The sequence below is a fragment of the Rhizobium sp. BK602 genome, from assembly GCF_014195095.1.
GTDB lineage: Bacteria > Pseudomonadota > Alphaproteobacteria > Rhizobiales > Rhizobiaceae > Rhizobium.
Genome location: NZ_JACIBC010000005.1, coordinates 113,153 through 131,659 on the forward strand (window position 1 = coordinate 113,153; position 18,507 = coordinate 131,659).

Sequence of the window (18,507 nt, forward strand, 5' to 3'; positions counted from 1 at the left end):
TTGCTCCTTGATCGTTCTGATCGTACGGCTTGCCCGTCGGAGGCAGCCTTGGTTTCACCTGGCGAGAAAGTCGCCGATGGCCGTGACGGTGCGTGGATCTTCCTGCATCGCGAAATGGCCGACGCCTTCCACGATCAAGGTCCGGGCATTCGGGATGCGCTCCTGCCAGAGCGGTGCCTGCGAGGCCGGCAGCATGCGGTCCTTGTCGCCCCAGACGATCAATGTCTGGTTCGGAATGCGGCTCAGCCAGCGACCGAGATTGGGATGGCCCATGCCGTGCACCTTGAGGATATTGCCGAGCGCCGCCCCTTCCCTGTCGCGCGCCGCCACGAAAGCATCCGCCGAAGGGCATTCCGAACCGCCCGGAAAGTAACGCGCCGCCACCTCGACATTGTGGGCGAGAAATGCCGGGAACTCCTCCGGCCGAATGGCACCGAGGTCCGCGCCTTGGTGATGCGGATGGTTGAGACCCGCCGGCGCGTTCAGCACGAGCTTGGCGAATTTCTCGCCCGCGACGGCGGCGATCTCGGCCGCCATCCAGCCGCCCATGGAGTGGCCCATGAGATGCGGCTGCGTCAGGCCGAGGGCTTCGACAAGACGAAGGTTGTGGACCACCATGTCCTGCATGCCGGTGATGTGCGGCGCCGCGGCGCTTTCACCGAAGCCGGGATGAAAGGGCAGATAGACGCGAAAGCGATCGGCCAGACCGCGCGCCCAGTCGTAGCCCTCGATCGTCGCCGCACCATGAAGCGCGAGCACCGCCGGACCGTTTCCGATCACCTTGACCACCGTGCGAACGCCATCGATATCCTGCGTCAGCGTTTCAAATTGCATTGAATATCCTCCTCAATCCAACGATCGGGCCGCGTCGGCCGTAATCAAAACCTTGCATTGCGTCGTCCGGCGCCGCAGAGCCTCGAATGTGTCCGGCACATCCTCGAAGCCGATTTGGCCTGATATCAGCGCTTGCGGCCGGTAACGCCCGGGGCCGAGCGCGCCGAGCGCCGTCTCGAACTCGGCCATGTTGAAGAACACGGCGAAGACGAGCCGGATTTCCTTGGACAAAGCCGCGAAGGGATCCCAGTCATCGCCGCCGACACAGAGACCGACACCGACAACCGTTCCGTGGGTACGGACCAGCCGGCATGCGAAATCAATGAGCCCGCGCTTGCCGACGCATTCGAAGACGATATCGGCCTCGCCGCCGGTCAGGGTGCGGAACTCGTCGGCAAGGCCGGGTCCGGAAAGCGCAAAGCCCGTCGCGCCGATGGCGGCGGCGCGCTCCTGCTGATGGCGGTTGATATCGGCGACGATGACGTCGCGGGCGCCGTGGCGCCGCGCCCAGAAGGCGACGAGCAGGCCGATGGGGCCGGCCCCGAGGATCAGCACGCGGTCGCCGGGCTTCAGCCCGGAGCGCATCACGCAATGCAGTGCGACGGCAACGGGCTCGGCCAGCGCGCCCTCGGCCAGCGGCAGGTCGTCGGGAAGAACCCGGCACTGGCGCGCGGCGACCGTGGCGAACTCGGCATAGCCGCCGCCGATCAGCCGCATGTGCGCGCACCAGGCAGGCTCGCCGCGCCGGCAGCTGTCGCAATGACCGCAGCCGCGCATCGGCGCCACGGCAACCCGGTCGCCCGGTTTGAGGTCCGAGACGGCGCTGCCGCAGCGTATGACCTCGCCGGCGAATTCATGGCCGAGCACGTCATATTGCTTGAGGCCGAAGGTCTTGGGATCTTCCGTCATGTGCAGGTCGGAACCGCAGATGCCGCAGGCAGCGATCCTAAGCAGAATCTCGTCCGCCGCCGGCTCCGGCGCAGCGCGTTCGCCCACGCTGAGGGGCTGCCCGACGCCGTCGAAAAATATGGCCTTCATGCCCGCTCCTCCATCAGTCTTCGCCGTGTCGGAAACCACGGCGCGTCCACGACCTTGCAGATGAGCCCCCAGATGCCACCGCGGGCGAAGAGAGCCATGAACAGCGTCAGGAGCCCCAGCACCACGAGGTAGGTCGCGCCATACTGGCCGAACCAGCGTTCGGCGAAGAAATAGATGAGTGCACCGATCAGCACGCCTTCGAGCGATCCCAATCCGCCGACCATGACGATGAAGATCGCGATATTGGCCCAGTTTGAATCATAGGCGGAGGGCGGAGTGATGCGCAGCTGGGCCATGAAATAGATCGCCCCGGCAAGACCGGTGCCCACCGCCGCCGCCACCCAGATGAGAAAGCGGAGCCGGCTGACATTGACGCCCTGGCTCGCCGCCGCAACAGGGTTGTCGCGCATGGCGATCAATGCCAGGCCATAGCGTGAACGCAGCAGCAGATAGCTGCCGCCGACGGTTACCAGCAGCATCAGGGCGCAGAGCAGCGAGACACCCACGGCGCGTTCGGTCGGCGAATAGCCGGTCATGACGCGCAAGCTCATGCCGGCGCCGGCATTGACATAGCCGAATACCGACGTGGCCAACCGCATCACCTCGGCAACCACCCATGTGCCGATGGCAAAATAGGGTCCGTCGAGCCGATGCAGCAGCCCGTAGGTGGGCAGGGCCAGCAGCGCCGGCGCAATCATTGCCAGCACCACGGCGATGAAGGGATTGATGCCCCATAGTTGCGCCATGACGAACATCATGTAAGCAGCGACGCCGACAAACGCCTGCTGGCCCACCGACACCAGACCGGCATAGCCCGCCAGCAGATTCCACATCTGCGCGACGGCGATGTAGCAGCAGAGCTCGACCACGTCGCGGATCAGGCCCTGGCTTGCCCAGAGCGGCATGGAGGCGACGATGAAGAGCACGATGACGCCGAGCGCCATGGCGATGACCCCGGAGGTCGTCTGCCGCTGGACACGGATCGGTGGCAGAGCCGAAACATCGGCGGGTCGGGCAACGAGCGCATGGGTCACGGTCTCAATCCTTTCCGAGAAGGCCCTGCGGGCGCATTGCGAGAATGACGAGGAAAACGAGGTGACCGGCGAGGATGCCGAAACCCGGATCGACGCGGAAACCGATCGACTGGCTGACGCCGAGCACCATGGCGCCCAGAAAGGCGCCCCAGATCGAGCCCATGCCGCCGATGATCACCGCCTCGAAGGCGTAGATAAGCTGGAAGGCCCCGTCGGCCGGCGATACCGTCGAACGCATCGACTGAAAGACGGCAGCGAAGCCGAGGATGGCCACGGCGATCGCCGTGGCGCCGGCATAGACAGTCTTGGGATTGACGCCCGTCATGGCCGCCGCCTCGACATCGATTGAAGCGGCACGCAGGGAGCGGCCGAAGCGCGTATATTGCATCGTCGTCGCCAGTCCCGCCGTCAGAACGGTCGCGGTCGCAAGCACGATCACGGGCAGGACGCCGACGAAGAGCGGTCCAACCTGGAAGGAGGCCTGCGCGATCCCGGCGCTCGGAAGCGAGCGCGTATCGGCCGACCACACCTGCAGCATCGCATTCTGCAAGGCGATGGAAAGCCCGAAGGTCGCGATCAGCGACGGCAGCGGGTCGGCGCCAACCACCCAGTTCAGGATGAGCCGCTGCAGGATGACGCCAATGATCCCGCCCAATGCGACGAGTATGACCAGCACAGACCACGGGCCGAGCGAGAAGGTGGAGGCAAGGCTGATGCCGACGAGCGCCAACAGCACCATGATGTCGCCGTGGGTAATGTTGACGATGCGCATCACGCCGAACATCAGCGCCATGCCGAGCGCATATTGGGCATAGAGCCCTCCGAGCAGGATGCCTTGGACGAGTGCGTCAAGCCACTGCATGGGAGGCTCCAAAATATGCTTCGCCGATCGTTTCGCGCGACACGTCGGCGGATCGGCCAGTCAGCGTCACGCGACCTTCCAGCATGCAGTAGAGCCGGTCCGAGGCGGAGCGGGCGAGGCCTACATCCTGCTCGACCAACACGATTGCGGTGCCGTTCTTCGAGATGGACGGTATGGACTGATAGATCTCGCGCACCACTTTCGGAGCAAGACCCAGGCTGATTTCGTCGCAGAGCAACAGTCGCGGCTGATTGAGCAGCGCCCGGCCGATGGCCACCATCTGCTGCTGCCCTCCCGACAACGACTGCACCGGAGCGGCCTGCTTTTCCTTGAGGATGGGAAACAGCGCGAAGATACGCTCGATCGTCCAAAGCTCGCCCTGCCGGGGCACGGCATGGTCAAGGGCAACACGGAGATTGTCGACCACCGACATGCCCGAGAACAGCCGCCGGCCCTCCGGCACGATGGCGACGCCGTGCGAGACCATCCGGTGGGGCTGGCTGCCGCCGACCGGCCGGTCGTCCAGGCGCACCATGTCCGGCGCGACCCGCAGCAAGCCCATGATCGACTTCAGAAGCGTCGATTTACCCGCCCCGTTCGCGCCGATCAGGGCGACGACCTCGCCCTCGGCAATGTTGAAATCGATGCCGTACAGCGCCTGGAAATCGCCGTAGCGGGCCTTGAGTTCATGGGTGGAGAGAAGCGTCGAACCCGTCATGCCTCGATCCCCATGTAGACGCGCCTGACTTCGGGATCCTTGATAACCTCGTCGGGCAGGCCCTCGGCGATCTTCTCGCCGAAATTCAGCACCATGATGCGGTCGGCGACGGCCAACAGGGCATGCAGCACATGTTCGATCCAGACGATCGTCACGCCCCGGTCGCGAATATGGCGGATCAATCGCACCAGCGCCTTGCCCTCCTCGTCGGTCAACCCACCGGCGATTTCGTCAAGCAGCAGCAGGGTCGGGCTGGAGGCGAGCGCGCGGGCCAGTTCGAGGCGCTTGCGGTCCAGCAGCGTCAGCGAGCCGGCGGAACGGTTGGCCTTGTCCGCCAGTTCGCAATCCCGCAGGATTTGCGCGCAAAGCGCATAGCTCGCAGCTTCGGAACGCCCGCCGCCGAAGGTGGCCGCCACAAGCAGGTTTTCGAATGTCGACATGCCGACATAGGGGCGAGGAATCTGGTATGTGCGGCCGATGCCGATCTTGCAGCGCTTATAGGGCGGCTGGCCGACGAGGCGCTCGCCGGCAAAAACGAGCTCGCCGCCATCGTTTCTCAGATCGCCGCTGATCAGATTGAACAGCGTCGTCTTTCCCGCCCCGTTCGGCCCCAGAATACCAAGCACTTCGCCCTTTTGGACGTCGAAGCTGATATCCTGCAGCACGCGCAGGGCGCCGAAGGATTTGCTCAATCCTCTCGCTTCTAGCAATACGCCGTTCAAATCGTTCCTCCGCTCCGGGCCTGGGCGGACGGACTTCCCCGCCTGCCCGATCCGGTCCTCACTCTTCCTGCCGTGACGATGCCGCAGCCGAAGCTGTTCAGCTCGTCCAGGGGATCACCTTCATCTTCTGTTCCGGCTCGAAGAGTTTGTTGACCGTGTTGTCGACGATCTTCAGGTCATAGGGCCACTTGTCGCCCTTCACCCACTGGCCGCCGAAAATCGGCGTCGTGGAGACATTTTTGTGCGGGCCGCTGGAGAAGTCGACCTTGCCGATCAGCGTGTCGATCTTGGTGCCAATGATCGCATCACGATTGGCGGTGCGATCAAGAGGATTGCTCGAGCGCTTCAGCACGTCGAGCGCCACTTCCCAGATCGCGTGGCTGTAGCCCAGCGGCTGCGTCCACTGCTTCTTGGTCTCGCTCTCCCACTGGTCGGCGATATCGCGGCTGACCTGCCCCGTGAGCGTCGACTTGAACGGAAAGGCCGGCGTCCACCAGACTTCGGAAGACATGCCGTCGCCGAGCGGGCCGAGCGCCTGGACGCCGCCGGCGAAGAGAAGAGCCGCAGCCACCGTGACCGCCTTGGGCTTGTAGCCCTGCTGGGCGCATTGGTTGACGAAGGTCTTCAGATCGTCGGGATAGGTGATGCCGCCGACGATTTCACAGCCGGCCTGCTTGAACGCGGCGATCTGTGCCGAGTAATCATTGGTCCGCGGCTGGAAGAAGCCCGGCACGGTGATTTTGAAACCGGCCTTCTGGGTGGGAGCCGGCAGACCGTAGTCGTTGTTGCCCCAGGTCTCGCCATCGGCATTCTGCGGAAACAGCATGCCGACTTTCCGGTTGGTGTCGATCGTGTTCCAGAGACCAACGAACGTATTGAGCGCCTCATCCAGGCCCCAGAAGAAATGATAGGTCCAATCGAAGGGCTTGTCCTTGCCACCGCGCGGGAAAATGATGGCCTGCCACGGCGCGCCGGTGGAAATGCAGGGGCATTCGTTGAGTTCGGCCTGGTCAGCCGAAGGGCTGACCGTATCCGTGGTCGATGCCGGCAGCAGCAGGTGGACGCCGTCGTTAAGGATGAGGTCGCCGGCGACTTCCGCCGCCCGATTCGGATCGGACTGGCTGTCGCGGATCAGGATCTCGACGTCGAACTTGCCGGCGGGCGTCGTGAGCCCATCCTTCAGCATCGCCTTGATCTTGTCGGCGGCCCAGCCATCGGTCTCGCCGAAGAGCGCCAAGGGGCCGGTTGCAGGCGTCACGAAACCGATCTTGATCCTTCCCGCCGATTGCGCCCGGGCAATCATCGGCGCGCCGAGCGCGGAAGCGGCAAGTCCGGCGCCGATGCCCTTGAGCACCGTCCGGCGTGATGGTTTCGCAAATTTCGTGTTCAGGTCCACCTTGATCTCCTCCCTCTGGTATCGTGTGGTCTGCACGCAATCCGGTCGCGGCCCGCCATTCCTCCCCGGCGAGCAGCGACGTTACTTGATACGGTTCATCGCACCCCCGTCGATGACGATCTGGCTACCCGTGACATAGGATGAGCACGGCGAAGCCAGATAGAGTGCGAGGCCTTTGATATCCTCCGTGTCGCCAATCCTCCCGATCAGCGACTGTTCTTCGAAGGCCTTGCGGTCGGCGGGAATCTTCAAACGCCCGCCAGCGATATTGGTCATGAACGGGCCGGGTGAGATGCAGTTGATGAGGATGCCGAACATGCCGAGCTCCATGGCCATCTGCCGGACGAAGTGATCGACACCCGCCTTGGCCGGCATATAGGGCGTACCGACGATGGCCTCGTTGATCTGGGCTGCGATCGAGGACGTGACGATGATCCGTCCGCCGCCGGTGGCCTTCATGTGGCGCGCGGCATGTTTCACCGTGGTATAGACGGAGGTGAGATTGACCTCGATCACCCTGTCCCAATGATGATCGTCGAGGACGTCGATCGCCCCTTGTGCGATGCGCTCTCCGGTGGTGGAAAGGAATCCTGGGCCAGCATCGATGCCGGCATTGGCGAAGACCACGTCGATCCGCCCATGGCACTCGGCCACCAGATCGAAGCCGGCTTTCATGCCCACGCGATCCGACACGTCAAGCACATGTCCCCAGACGTCGGCGCCGCTCGTCTTCAGCTCGGCGACCACAGCGTCAAGCTGGCCGGCATTCAGGTCGAATATGCAGACCCTGGCGCCATTGTCCGCCATGACTTCGGCATAGGCGCGGCCAATCCCGCTGGCGCCGCCGGTCACGATCACCGACTTGCCGCGAACGTCGAACATCTCCTGTAATGTCGCCATCCTCACTCCTCCCTCAGAAAACAAGCTAGCAGCCTTCAGAGAGGAGTTTGATAATTTTTTTCCAAGTTAATATGCCGAAATGGTATAATCGCGACCGCCGTCGCTCGGCATCTCGGCGCTAGTCTGGCGTTTCAACAAAATCAGGTCGCTACCGGTACACAAAATTTGAGAATTGGCCGTTGGATTGAGAAGGCCGCTCGGATCTTGCCATCAAATTCGCGATCGGTTCACCTCGCCCATGACGCCCAGCCCTTGCGGCATTGTTTCCGCAATGTCCAGCCAATACAGAGGGTTGCAGCGACCTTGACGGTCGTCAGGCAGTCGAGATTGGAGGCGACGCTTGCACTCAAATGCCGGGCGACACCCCTATGAGCCCCGCCCATGATTGGGGGGGCAGATTGGCGGCGTTCCTTCGGCCGCCAATCGGGCATCGCAGATTGAAGTTCCCGCGAGCAATCGCCTTTGCTGCAATCTTCATCTTCGGGATCAACGGGGCCGATCCGAAACGTCACCGCGTCATCATCAGCGGTACGGGGCTTGTTTCGAGCATCGAGCGCGTCACGCCTCCGAAAATCCACTCACGGACACGCGAATGTCCGTATGCACCCATGACAATCAGATCCGCACCGATGTCCATGGCATGTTGCCGAAGGACTTCGGCAACGGACCGCCCGCCGCTTGCCAGAACATCGACCGAGACCCGAACGCCATGCCGCGCCAGGAAGGCGGCAACGTCCGCGCCCGGTTCCTCGCCGTTGCTACGGGTCGAGGCATAGGGATCGACAAGGGCGACACATACGTTTGCGGCCGCCTTCAGCTGCTCTATTGCGGCACGAACGGCCTGGCTCGCCTCATTGCGGGAGTCCCAGGCAACAAGCACCGTGCCGGGGCGGAGCGAGGCCGAACATCCCCTCGGCACGACCAGGATCGGCGCCGGCGACTGAAACAACGCGCCGTTCAATATTCCCGATCGCATATTGTCCTCGGCCAGCAGGCCACCACCGATCAATGTCAGATCGACATAGCGTGCGCGTTCGCCGATCTCGTTGTCGATCCATCCGTATTCGGTAAAAATACTGTCCAGATCAAACGAAATGCCGCTTGCCTGCAGCAAGGTTTTCGCGGCGGCGACCTTTCGGTCCAGCACTTCGATCTCGCGCTCACGTTCCTCAACCCAGGCAACCGAAACGACCTCCCCGTATCCACCGACAGGAGCAACCGCAAGCGCCGTGACCAGAACCGAGAGATGTGCCTCGGCCGTGCGGCAAAATTCGATTGCAGAACGCAGATCGTCATCGTCCTGGCTAGCGCCGATGACACTCAAAACGGTTTTGACTTGCATGATCACACCCCTGTTTGAACCTGTTCCATCGGTGTGAGTTTAGGTCCGAGAACCTACGCCGCCTTGATCTTAGTCAAGCTGGCCAACGAAGGACGGAGCGCCGATGCTGGTTTATAGTCTCGCAGCTCACCCTCTTATCAGTCAGCCAGTTGCGGAATATATTTAACATGTTATCTTGTTTCATCGGGGAGAACTGACGATGGTGACTCAGCATCGACACCATGATGACGACGTATCCGTCAAACTGGTCCAGTCACATGACGCATTGGACCATGGCCAATGCCTTCAAGGCTGGCGCCTGGAATGCGTTCAGCTGTCCTCCGGCCCGTTCCAGAGCACAATAAGGGATGTTCGGCTCGATCATTGTCAGATCATTCGCGAACGCGCCAACCAGGCCATGATGAAACGTGGCGCAAGTTGGGGCGACTCGATCGTTCTCAGCCTTCCCTTGACCGCATCCGGGCGCGGCTGGGCAGCCGGTCGCGAGCTTCCGGAGGGAACGATGCTCCTCTCGGATGGTGACGATCTGCCCGAAATCCACACGCCAAAGGAACTCGATCTGATTTGCCTTGCCTTTGGAAGACGCTGGTTCGCCATCAAGGCGATGGAAGCGGGATATCGGCGATTGTCGGGGCGTGTGTGGCGTCAGGACGGCTTTTTCTTACCCGAAGCCCACCGGCAAGCACTCGTCCAGCTGCTCACTTCTATTGTCTCGGAAGTCGATTTCCGGCCCTCCATCCTCGACCACGCAACCAGTCGCCTCTTCCTGGAGGAGGAAATCCTCCGGCACCTGCTGGCAGCCCTGGACTCCTCGGTCCTCGTCAGTTCGCCTGGGGATACGCCCCGAAAACAAACCGCGGATTACGTGCGCGACCTTGCTTTGCGCGATGCGTCCGAAGCTCCCAACCTGGCTGCGATCTGTCAGCAACTCGGGATAAGCCGGGCGCATCTGCAAAACTGTTTCCGTCTTTCCTATGGATTGACGGCGACACAGATGCTTCGTGCCATCCGGCTGCATGCGGTCAGGCGCGACTTGCGCGAGGCCAACCGAAACGGGAAGACGACATCGATCGGTGATGTCGCGGCACGATGGGGCTTCTGGCACTGGAGCCGTTTTACCGGAGACTATCGCAATCATTTCGGCGAACTGCCGTCGACGACGCTTCGCGCGGGAAAAGACGCCATCCCGGACCGAAATCTTCAAAAGCCGTAGCGATTTCGGATAACGGCGCGAAGTCGATATCCATAGCATCCCCAACTGGTTCAGAAGAAACCAATTAGGGGAACGACCATGACCATGCATAACTTGCCTCGGGCCCGCAGTCTTGCTGCGGCCGCGACGCTCTTTTGCGCCTTGCTTTCGGCCACATCCGCACTTGCAGTCGAAAACGGCGCCACCATTACGCCTTTCGGCGTTTTCGATTTCAGTGCCGGAATGTTGCCGCCGAAAACATCGATCGGGACGTTCGGCGTCCGGGTCACCTATTATGGCGCCCATACGCTGAAGGACAGCCACGGCCATTCGATCGACAACGACTTTGACCTCAACGTCAAAACCATCGGCCTCGCCTATATCAGAATGACGGATCTGGAGCTTTTCAATGCGACGGTCGGCTTCGGCACGGTCATCCCCGTCGTCGATATCGATGGCAGCCTGACCGTCCCGACGCCCGGCGGACCTTTCGACATTTCCGGTGATGATCTTGCACTGGGCGACGTCCAGTTCATGCCGATCATGCTGCAATGGAACGCACCGCCGAACTGGTTCGTGAACGCATCGCTGCAGGTACAGGCACCGACAGGCCACTACAACGTGAATGAGCCTTTCAATGCGGGCGTCAATCACTGGGCGATCGCTCCGGTCCTCGGGGCGACCTATCTGTCCGACAGTGGCTTCGAAGTATCCTCGCGCATCGAACTGAACTTCAACACGGAGAATCCCGACACCGACTACACCAGCGGCGTCGAATACAAGCAGGAATTCGCCATCGGGCAGCATGTCGGCCCGTGGACCCTGGGCGTCGGCGGCTATTTTTACCAGCAGTTGACGGACGACAAGGGGCCTGGCGTGACCGACGGCAACCGCGCCCGCGTCATGGCGCTCGGCCCGGCAATCAGCTTTTTCGATCCCGGCAAGCCGATCGTGACGCTGCACGCCTACAAGGAATTCGCGGCCGAAAACCGGGCGGAAGGCATCAACGTCGCCTTGCGCATCGGCATGTCGTTTTGAGGGAGGCTGGGATGCAACAAGCAAACATCGCGCAACCCCTTCCCCGCCAGGCCGGTCCGGCTCAAGGCTTCGTCATCCAGATCGCAAGCAGCCTCACGATCATGGGCGCCGTCATGGTCGCGCCGATGCTGCCCAAGATCGGCGCCGAGTTTGGGGCGGCCGCCCCGCAGGCGGCGGAAATTGTGCCGCTCGTCGCCACCGGGCCGGCGCTCGCTATCGCCCTCTTTGCACCGATCGCCGGCCTGCTGGCCGACCGGTTCGGCCGCAAAGCCATGCTCGTTCTGGGCACGATCCTCTACGGCATTTTCGGTTTCCTGCCGGCGACGCTGCACGACCTCAGTTCGATCCTGCTTGCACGCTTCCTTTTCGGCTGCTCGGAGGCGATCATCATAACCTGCTGCACGACCTTGATCGCCGACTACTGGATCGGAGAAGAGCGCTCGAAATACATCAACAGGCAGGTGGTGACGATCGGTATTGTCGGCTCGATCTTTTTCGTCATCGGCGGCGCAGCGGGCGAAACGTCCTGGCGCTACCCCTTCTATCTTTACCTGCTGCCTTTGCTGCTCCTGCCCTTGTTGATCAGAACGCTGTGGGAACCGGCACGGCGCCTGGAACAGACGACACAGGCGCATGAGTTTACGCGCGGGGAAATCTGGCGCACGGTTCTTTCCTGCTATTTCATGATTTTCGTGGGCATGATTGCCTCATTCGTGGTGCCGGTCATGGCACCGGGCATCCTGGTCTCGCTCGGCGTTACCTCAACCTCGCTGATCGGGCTTTGCACGGGGCTCGGCCTTCTTGCCACGCTTGCCGGCTCCATTGCCTGGCCGACGACCCGCAACCGCCTCGGCATCGCCGGCACCAACGCTCTCATGCTGACGCTGATCGCGCTTGGCCTGTGGCTGCTCACATGTGCCGAGAGCTATCAGGCGGCCCTTGCCGCCGTCGCCATCCATGGTCTGGGCGCGGGGTATCTTGTGCCAAACCTGATGCTGCCGCTGCTGACGAAACTTCCGGCGCGATACCGCGCCAAAGGCGTGGGCGGCTTCACCTCCTGCCTCTATCTGGGCCAGTTTGCGAGCCCGCTCATCATCATCGCCATTGCCCAAAGCTTTGGTGGAATGCCGCGGGGACTGACGAGCGCGATCAGCGTCTGGGCCGGCTTCATGCTGGTGTTGGCGGCGCTATGGGGCGTCCTCAGTCTGGTTGCCGGCAGCCGTCGGCGGCAGCCTGCCGCATCCTGAAATCAACATCTTCGTCGCAGCCATCCCCTGGCTGCGGGTTGCCTCTTTATCATTCGCAATGGAACAGAGCGATGAACATCACTTCGAACGCACAGACCCAGCCGGACGGATTGGCTACCGCGGATGCCATCCGGCAAGGCCATTACACTGCGGCGGAAGCCGCTGCCCAGGCGCTGGAGCGCATGCGGCGCATCAACCCGCAGCTGAACGCATTGGTGGACGATCTCGGCGAAGAGGCCATGCGGTCCATTCCCGCGCAGCCCGCCGGCGTGTTCGGCGGCGTCCCGACCCTCGTCAAGGACCTTTTCATGCCGGTCAAGGGCGCCCGCATGACCAACGGGTCTCTGGTCACGAAGACCGCGATCGCGCCTTTCGATGCCGAAGTCGTCGCCCGCGGACGGGCGACCGGCATCACGATACTGGGAACGACGACATCGCCGGAATTCGGCAACTCCTACACGACCGAATCCCGCCTTCTCGGCGCCACCGCCAATCCCTGGTCGCCGGCCCATACCGCCGGCGGGTCGAGCGGGGGCTCGGCGGCGATGGTCGCGGCGCGCGTCGTGCCCTTCGCCTTCGGCAACGATGGCGGCGGATCGCTGCGCGTGCCGGCATCCTGTTGCGGCGTGTTCGGATTGAAGCCGACCCGTGGGCGCGTGCCGATGGGACCGATGATCGGCGAGGGTTGGGCCGGCATGGGCTGCAATCATGTCATATCCCTCTCGGTCCGCGACAGTGCCGCGATGCTGGATGCCATCGGCGGCATGGAGATTGGCGCGCCCTACGCGGCCCCGCACGACGCGGCGAGCCTCCTGTCAAGCGTCGACCACCCGCCGGAGAGATTGCGCATCGGCTTAATTCGGGAACTCGCGCCGTTCAAAGCCGAGGCCGAATGCATCGCGGCTGTCGAGGATGCGGCACGTCTTTGTATCGATCTCGGCCATGAGGTGGAGGAGACGCAGTTTCCGGTCGAGGGGATGGAGTTCTACGACACGGTGTTCACGATTATCGGCGCCCAGACGAGAAACTACGTCGACATGCTGGGAGAGATGATGGGCGTGCCTGTCGATCCGATGGAATTGGAGCCCCGCACCCGTATCATTCTTCGGGAGAAAGGCAACGTTTCCGGCGCCACCTACGCGGCGGCCGTGGACTGGATACATGCGTTCGGCCGCCGCATGGCCCATCTGACCGCAACCTATGACGTCCTCCTGTCACCGACGCTGGCAAAGACACCGCAGCCGCTCGGAAGTTTTGCCCTGACGGATAGCGACAGTTTCGAACAGCTGATCATGCTCTTCCACAGTTTCTCGCCCATAACGGCACTCTTCAATGCCAGTGGCCAGCCGGCCATGTCGGTTCCGCTCTATTGGTCGCCACAGGCATTGCCCATCGGCAGCCATTTTGCCGCCGGCTTCGGCAGGGAACATGTGCTGTTTGCCCTAGCCGCCCGGCTCGAGGCCGCCAGACCTTGGGCACATCGCCTGCCGCCGGTAAATGCCCTTGGCTTCTAACGGTCGTCGATCAAAGGTTATGACGATCGCTGGTTGGGACATTGATCCCCGGCGGCTTCGGAAGCTTTCGTGCATCGAGGATCACATTCACCCCAGCTGGAGCCGAGCCACGGCCGCTCAAATATTGGGCAATCGCGATCGAACATGAGCAACCAGAACGTCGCTCCTGATTGAAGTCGAGACAAATCAATAGCTTAAAAACTGGCACGCGCCTTGCTTCTTAGAGATCGAGTTGGTGGCTAGGGTTCCGGCGCTTGAAAAAGCGTGCTGGTCCGAGAGCTGCCGTCGGTGGGGGAGAAATCCCCACCGTATGCACGGCGGGATAAAAGCCCGGGAGACCTCGTAAGCCAAGGGATTGGCGGCGCGATGGTCTTTGCCGATCCCTTTTTGAAAAAAGCAAAAGGGGAATTTCTATGCAGACTTTTTCGAAACTTCTTTCCATCACCGCCCTGACCGCCTCGCTGATGCTGGGCGCCGGCTTTTCGGCGGAAGCCGCGCAGAAGACCGAATTCAAGGTCGCCTGGTCGATCTATGTCGGCTGGATGCCCTGGGGCTATGCGAGCGATCACGGCATCGTCAAGAAATGGGCGGACAAATATGGCATCAAGATCGATGTCACCCAGTTCAACGACTACGTCGAGTCGATGAACCAATATACGGCCGGCGCCTTCGATGCGGTAACGCTCACCAACATGGACGGCCTGTCGATCCCCGCCGCCGGCGGCGTCGATACGACGGCCGTCATCGTCGGCGACTTTTCGAACGGCAATGACGCCGTCATCCTCAAGGACAAGGCAAGCCTTGCCGACATCAAGGGCCAGAACGTCAATCTGGTCGAATATTCCGTCTCGCACTATCTGCTCGCCCGCGCGCTCGACAGCATCAAGCTCAGCGAACGCGACGTGAAGGTGGTCAACACCTCCGACGCCGACATGGTCGCCGCCTACAAGACGCCCGACGTCTCCGCCGTCGTCACCTGGAATCCGCTGGTCTCGACCATTCTCGAGGAGCCCTCTGCCAAGAAGGTTTTCGACAGCTCGCAGGTGCCCGGCGAAATCATCGACCTGATGGTCGCCAATTCCAACGTGCTGAAGGACAATCCGAATTTCGGCAAGGCGCTGGCCGGCATCTGGTATGAGACGGCGGCGCTGCTGAGGGCGGATACGCCCGAAGGCAAGGCGGCCCGCGAGGCGATGGGCGCAGCCTCGGGCACGGACCTGAAAGGCTTCGAGGCGCAACTTGCCGCAACCAAGCTCTTCGACAAGCCCGCCGACGCGGTTGCCTTCACCGCCTCACCGAACCTGCCGAAGACGATGGATCTGGTGCGCGGCTTCCTGTTCCAGAAGGGGCTGCTCGGCAATGGCGCGCCATCGGCCGATGTCATCGGCATCGAAATGCCCGATGGCAAGGTCCTTGGCGACAGCGCCAACGTCAAGCTGCGCTTCACCGAGACCTATATGAAGGCCGCCGCCGACGCTGCACTCTGAGCGATGTCTTTACCGGCGGCGCCAGCGCGCCGCCCGATCCCTTCATCCGCGGAGATTCCGATGCGTTGGATCAATACCAGACCCAGCCCCGGCGCGCAGCTTGCCCTGACGCTCTTGCCGTTTGCACTGCTGATCGTCGCCTACGGCGCCGGTTCGGCGGCACGGCTTGCCGAAAACGCCAATGACAAGCTGCTGCCCAATCTTGCCGGCTTTGCCGACGCCATCAACCGCATGGCCTTCATCGCCGATCCGCGCACGGGAGACTATCTACTGTGGTCGGACACCGGGGCGAGCCTGATCCGGCTGTTTGCCGGGCTCGGCATCTCCACTGTAACAGCGCTGCTGATCGGCATGCTCATCGGTATGCTGCCTTATCTGAGAGCGCTGCTCTCTCCCTTCGTTGCCGTCATCTCGATGGTGCCGCCGCTGGCGCTGCTGCCGATCCTCTTCATCGTCATGGGCCTTGGCGAGACCTCGAAGATCGCCCTCATCGTCATCGGCGTGGCGCCGACAATGATCCGCGACCTGGCGCTGAAGGCGCTGGAATTGCCGCGCGAGCAGATCGTCAAGGCCGAGACGCTCGGCGGCTCCTCCTGGCAGATCGCGCTGCGCGTCGTGCTGCCGCAGATCTTGCCGCGACTGATCACCTGTCTCAGGCTTCAGCTCGGGCCGGCCTGGCTTTTCCTGATCGCGGCGGAAGCGATCTCGTCCGATTCCGGTCTCGGCTACCGCATCTTTCTCGTTCGCCGCTATCTGTCGATGGACGTGATCTTTCCCTATGTCGTCTGGATCACGCTGCTTGCCGTGCTCATGAACTATCTTCTCGATCGCCTTCGCATCGCCGTCTTCCCTTGGTCCGAACTGGAGAAGCAGGCATGAGCGAGCTCAGGATCGACAAGATCTGGAAGGAATATGGCGACCAGATCGTGCTCGAAGACGTGTCGCTGACGGTCGCCTCCCGTGCCTTCGTCGCCCTGGTCGGCCCCTCCGGCTGCGGCAAGTCGACTTTCCTGCGCATGCTGCTGGGACAGGAACAGCCGACCCGCGGCACGATCTTTCTCGATGGCGCCGCATTACCTTCCGAACCGGGAGCGGACCGTGGCGTGGTCTTCCAACGCTATTCGGTCTTTCCGCATCTGACCGCGCTCGGCAACGTGCTGCTCGGCAAGGAACTCTCGGCCTCGCGCTACAAGGCCAAGCTCTTCGGCGCCGCGCGCCGCAACGCGATCGACGAGGCGCATCAGCTCATCGCCGAGGTCGGCCTTGCCGGCGCCGAGGACAAGTATCCGGCCCAGCTTTCCGGCGGCATGCAGCAGCGTCTGGCGTTGGCGCAGGCACTCATCATGCGGCCCAAGGTGCTGCTGCTCGACGAACCATTCGGCGCGCTTGATCCCGGCATCCGCGCCGAGATCCACACGCTCATGAAACGGCTGTGGCATGAAACGCAGATGACCGTCGTCATGGTGACCCATGACATGCGCGAAGCATTCACGCTCGCCACCCGCGTCGTCGCCTTCGAGCGCCGCCGCGACCGGCCGGAAGAGAAAGAGCGCTACGGCGCGACCATCACCAAGGACATTTCCATCTGGCCGCCGCGCATCGCCGGCACGCCATCGATCTTCAGCCCCGACCGGGACGGCCCGGTCCTTTCCCCGGGGCACCGCCGGGACGACCTGGCTTCGTCGGGAGAAATCCAGCCATGACACATGTCAGACGTTCGCCGGAAGACATAGCCGCCAACCGCGCGCGCTATGAGGAGCATCAAAGGAAGGGCCTGGAATTCGCGCCCAAGGCCCTGCCCGGAGCAAGCCCGCTACCGGCACCCGAAATCGCGGCTGACAGGATCGTCCACCGCGAAGTCATTCCGGGCGGCTGGTACTGGTCGACCCATATCAAAAGGAACGAAACGTTCCGCGTCAGCCTCGATCATGGCTTCTCGACGGTCTCCCTTGTCGCCTGGAGCGCTGCCGACACCAGCGAGCGGCTGAACCTGCCCGATACCGTGAAGATGCAGTGGACCACCGCGCTCGGCAAAGGCCGGGTGATCTTCTCCGACATGGGCCGGGTGATGTTTTCGGTGACGGAAGATAGCTCGGGCGCCCATGATGGCCTCATGGGCGGCTCCACCTTTGCGTCGAACGCGGCGAAATACGGGGAAGGCAAGCGCAACACCCGCGACAACCTGATCCTGCTTGCGACCAAGGCTGGGCTCGACAAACGCGATATCCCTTCTGTGTTGGCCCTCTTTGCCCCTGTCCGCGTCGACCGGGACGGCGCGTTCCAGTGGAAGCCGGGACTGCTGCGCGGCGGCGATTATGTCGAGCTGCGCGCCGAGATGGACATGATCGTCGGCTTTTCCAACTGCCCGCATCCGCTCGATCCAGCCCCCGTTTACCAGCCAAACCCGGTGACCGTCACCCGCATCGCGACGGCAGAGCCACCGGCCGACGACCTTTGCCGGACCGCGACCGCCGAGGCCATGCGCGGTTTTGAAAACAACATACTGGCGACGAGCTGAGGAGGAGCGAGACCATGAGCGATTTCATCCAGACAGCGCCGGGCCGCACGCTCGAAAACGCCGTGCAGGATCATTTCATCCCGGCCGAAGCGCCGTTTTCGACGGTGGTCCGGAAAGGCCAAACGTTGCGCATCGAGGACAGCTATGGCCAGCAGGCGATCGACACGCTGTTCTACAATGCCACGGATTTTTCCGAGCGCTATTCCAACCAGGATACGATGCGCGAACAGGGCGCGGCCTATATCTCCACGGATACGAAGATCATCTCCAATGAAGGCCGGGTGATGCTGACGATGACGGCCGACAGCTGCGGCCGTCACGATACCTCGGCCGGCGCCTGCTCCTGCGAGAGCAACACGGTGCGCTTCGGCCACGGCACCAAGTATCTCCATGCCTGCCGCGACAATTTCGTCCTCGAAGTCTCCAAGCACGGCATGAGCAAGCGCGATGTCGTGCCCAATATCAATTTCTTCATGAACGTGCCGATCGAGCCGAGCGGCGAGATGACGATCGTCGACGGGATCTCCGCACCGGGCGACTATGTCGAGCTGAAGGCGGAGATGGACGTGCTGCTCGTCATCTCCAATTGCCCGCAGATCAACAATCCCTGCAACGGTTTCGATCCGACACCGATCCGGGTGCTGGTCTGGGACAGCGAGGCCTGA

At 62.4% G+C, this 18,507-nt stretch carries 18 protein-coding genes and 1 riboswitch; of the genes, 9 read left to right on the top strand and 9 right to left on the bottom strand.

Annotation, left to right across the window (positions count from 1 at the left end; genetic code table 11):
• Positions 1 to 54: 54 nt before the first annotated feature.
• From FHX11_RS17215 to FHX11_RS17255, 9 genes are all read right to left on the bottom strand, one after another.
• The gene (locus FHX11_RS17215) at positions 55 to 834 is read right to left on the bottom strand and encodes an alpha/beta hydrolase (protein WP_184358880.1); all 780 of its coding nucleotides are present in this window, start codon (positions 832 to 834) and stop codon (positions 55 to 57) included.
• Positions 835 to 846: 12 nt separating this feature from the next.
• A complete protein-coding gene (locus FHX11_RS17220) occupies positions 847 to 1,872 on the bottom strand; it encodes an alcohol dehydrogenase catalytic domain-containing protein (protein WP_184358881.1) in 1,026 nt (341 codons plus the stop codon).
• A complete protein-coding gene (locus FHX11_RS17225) occupies positions 1,869 to 2,906 on the bottom strand; it encodes a branched-chain amino acid ABC transporter permease (RefSeq protein ID WP_184358882.1) in 1,038 nt (345 codons plus the stop codon). The genes FHX11_RS17220 and FHX11_RS17225 overlap by 4 nt, the downstream gene beginning before the upstream one ends.
• A gap of 4 nt (positions 2,907 to 2,910) precedes the next feature.
• A complete protein-coding gene (locus tag FHX11_RS17230) occupies positions 2,911 to 3,768 on the bottom strand; it encodes a branched-chain amino acid ABC transporter permease (RefSeq protein WP_184358883.1) in 858 nt (285 codons plus the stop codon).
• Positions 3,755 to 4,486, bottom strand: a complete 732-nt coding sequence (locus FHX11_RS17235; RefSeq protein WP_184358884.1) for an ABC transporter ATP-binding protein — start codon at positions 4,484 to 4,486, stop codon at positions 3,755 to 3,757. The genes FHX11_RS17230 and FHX11_RS17235 overlap by 14 nt, the downstream gene beginning before the upstream one ends.
• Positions 4,483 to 5,178, bottom strand: a complete 696-nt coding sequence (locus FHX11_RS17240; protein WP_184358885.1) for an ABC transporter ATP-binding protein — start codon at positions 5,176 to 5,178, stop codon at positions 4,483 to 4,485. The genes FHX11_RS17235 and FHX11_RS17240 overlap by 4 nt, the downstream gene beginning before the upstream one ends.
• 127 nt (positions 5,179 to 5,305) lie before the next feature.
• Entirely contained in the window at positions 5,306 to 6,604 is a 1,299-nt protein-coding gene (locus FHX11_RS17245; protein ID WP_184358886.1) for an ABC transporter substrate-binding protein, read from the bottom strand.
• A gap of 81 nt (positions 6,605 to 6,685) precedes the next feature.
• Positions 6,686 to 7,504, bottom strand: coding sequence for an SDR family NAD(P)-dependent oxidoreductase (locus tag FHX11_RS17250; protein WP_184358887.1), 819 nt, complete (start codon positions 7,502 to 7,504; stop codon positions 6,686 to 6,688).
• Positions 7,505 to 8,012: 508 nt separating this feature from the next.
• Positions 8,013 to 8,846: a universal stress protein gene (locus FHX11_RS17255; RefSeq protein ID WP_184358888.1), complete on the bottom strand. Its 834-nt coding sequence runs from the start codon at positions 8,844 to 8,846 to the stop codon at positions 8,013 to 8,015.
• Between the two features lie 199 nt (positions 8,847 to 9,045).
• Here FHX11_RS17255 and FHX11_RS17260 point away from each other — a divergent pair, with 199 nt between their 5' ends.
• The 9 genes from FHX11_RS17260 (at position 9,046) to FHX11_RS17300 (ending at position 18,507) form a co-directional block, all read left to right on the top strand.
• Positions 9,046 to 10,059 carry a helix-turn-helix domain-containing protein gene (locus FHX11_RS17260; protein ID WP_184358889.1) on the top strand — a complete coding sequence of 338 codons (1,014 nt, stop codon included), beginning with the start codon at positions 9,046 to 9,048 and terminating at the stop codon, positions 10,057 to 10,059.
• Positions 10,060 to 10,137: 78 nt separating this feature from the next.
• Positions 10,138 to 11,076, top strand: coding sequence for a transporter (locus FHX11_RS17265; RefSeq protein WP_210292495.1), 939 nt, complete (start codon positions 10,138 to 10,140; stop codon positions 11,074 to 11,076).
• Between the two features lie 11 nt (positions 11,077 to 11,087).
• Positions 11,088 to 12,323: an MFS transporter gene (locus FHX11_RS17270; protein WP_184358890.1), complete on the top strand. Its 1,236-nt coding sequence runs from the start codon at positions 11,088 to 11,090 to the stop codon at positions 12,321 to 12,323.
• A 71-nt stretch (positions 12,324 to 12,394) separates the two neighbouring features.
• Positions 12,395 to 13,837, top strand: a complete 1,443-nt coding sequence (locus FHX11_RS17275) for an amidase (protein ID WP_184358891.1) — start codon at positions 12,395 to 12,397, stop codon at positions 13,835 to 13,837.
• A 228-nt stretch (positions 13,838 to 14,065) separates the two neighbouring features.
• Positions 14,066 to 14,176: riboswitch (guanidine-I (ykkC/yxkD leader) on the top strand.
• A 74-nt stretch (positions 14,177 to 14,250) separates the two neighbouring features.
• Positions 14,251 to 15,324 (top strand): putative urea ABC transporter substrate-binding protein, encoded by a 1,074-nt coding sequence (locus FHX11_RS17280; RefSeq protein WP_184358892.1) that lies wholly within the window; start codon positions 14,251 to 14,253, stop codon positions 15,322 to 15,324.
• 60 nt (positions 15,325 to 15,384) lie between these two features.
• Entirely contained in the window at positions 15,385 to 16,203 is an 819-nt protein-coding gene (locus tag FHX11_RS17285; protein ID WP_184358893.1) for an ABC transporter permease, read from the top strand.
• Positions 16,200 to 17,027, top strand: coding sequence for an ABC transporter ATP-binding protein (locus FHX11_RS17290; RefSeq protein WP_184358894.1), 828 nt, complete (start codon positions 16,200 to 16,202; stop codon positions 17,025 to 17,027). Before FHX11_RS17285 ends, FHX11_RS17290 begins: the two co-directional genes overlap by 4 nt.
• Positions 17,024 to 17,842, top strand: a complete 819-nt coding sequence (locus FHX11_RS17295) for an urea amidolyase associated protein UAAP1 (protein WP_184358895.1) — start codon at positions 17,024 to 17,026, stop codon at positions 17,840 to 17,842. The genes FHX11_RS17290 and FHX11_RS17295 overlap by 4 nt, the downstream gene beginning before the upstream one ends.
• 14 nt (positions 17,843 to 17,856) lie before the next feature.
• Positions 17,857 to 18,507, top strand: a complete 651-nt coding sequence (locus tag FHX11_RS17300; RefSeq protein WP_184358896.1) for an urea amidolyase associated protein UAAP2 — start codon at positions 17,857 to 17,859, stop codon at positions 18,505 to 18,507.

Excerpts from the sequence above, each read along its gene's own strand:
- FHX11_RS17215 (WP_184358880.1), bottom strand. The coding sequence starts at position 834 with ATGCAATTTGAAACGCTGACGCAGGATATCGATGGCGTTCGCACGGTG.
- FHX11_RS17220 (WP_184358881.1), bottom strand. The coding sequence starts at position 1,872 with ATGAAGGCCATATTTTTCGACGGCGTCGGGCAGCCCCTCAGCGTGGGC.
- FHX11_RS17230 (WP_184358883.1), bottom strand. The coding sequence starts at position 3,768 with ATGCAGTGGCTTGACGCACTCGTCCAAGGCATCCTGCTCGGAGGGCTC.
- FHX11_RS17235 (WP_184358884.1), bottom strand. The coding sequence starts at position 4,486 with ATGACGGGTTCGACGCTTCTCTCCACCCATGAACTCAAGGCCCGCTAC.
- FHX11_RS17250 (WP_184358887.1), bottom strand. The coding sequence starts at position 7,504 with ATGGCGACATTACAGGAGATGTTCGACGTTCGCGGCAAGTCGGTGATC.
- FHX11_RS17255 (WP_184358888.1), bottom strand. The coding sequence starts at position 8,846 with ATGCAAGTCAAAACCGTTTTGAGTGTCATCGGCGCTAGCCAGGACGAT.
- FHX11_RS17260 (WP_184358889.1), top strand. The coding sequence starts at position 9,046 with ATGGTGACTCAGCATCGACACCATGATGACGACGTATCCGTCAAACTG.
- FHX11_RS17265 (WP_210292495.1), top strand. The coding sequence starts at position 10,138 with ATGACCATGCATAACTTGCCTCGGGCCCGCAGTCTTGCTGCGGCCGCG.
- FHX11_RS17270 (WP_184358890.1), top strand. The coding sequence starts at position 11,088 with ATGCAACAAGCAAACATCGCGCAACCCCTTCCCCGCCAGGCCGGTCCG.
- FHX11_RS17275 (WP_184358891.1), top strand. The coding sequence starts at position 12,395 with ATGAACATCACTTCGAACGCACAGACCCAGCCGGACGGATTGGCTACC.
- FHX11_RS17280 (WP_184358892.1), top strand. The coding sequence starts at position 14,251 with ATGCAGACTTTTTCGAAACTTCTTTCCATCACCGCCCTGACCGCCTCG.
- FHX11_RS17285 (WP_184358893.1), top strand. The coding sequence starts at position 15,385 with ATGCGTTGGATCAATACCAGACCCAGCCCCGGCGCGCAGCTTGCCCTG.
- FHX11_RS17290 (WP_184358894.1), top strand. The coding sequence starts at position 16,200 with ATGAGCGAGCTCAGGATCGACAAGATCTGGAAGGAATATGGCGACCAG.
- FHX11_RS17295 (WP_184358895.1), top strand. The coding sequence starts at position 17,024 with ATGACACATGTCAGACGTTCGCCGGAAGACATAGCCGCCAACCGCGCG.
- FHX11_RS17300 (WP_184358896.1), top strand. The coding sequence starts at position 17,857 with ATGAGCGATTTCATCCAGACAGCGCCGGGCCGCACGCTCGAAAACGCC.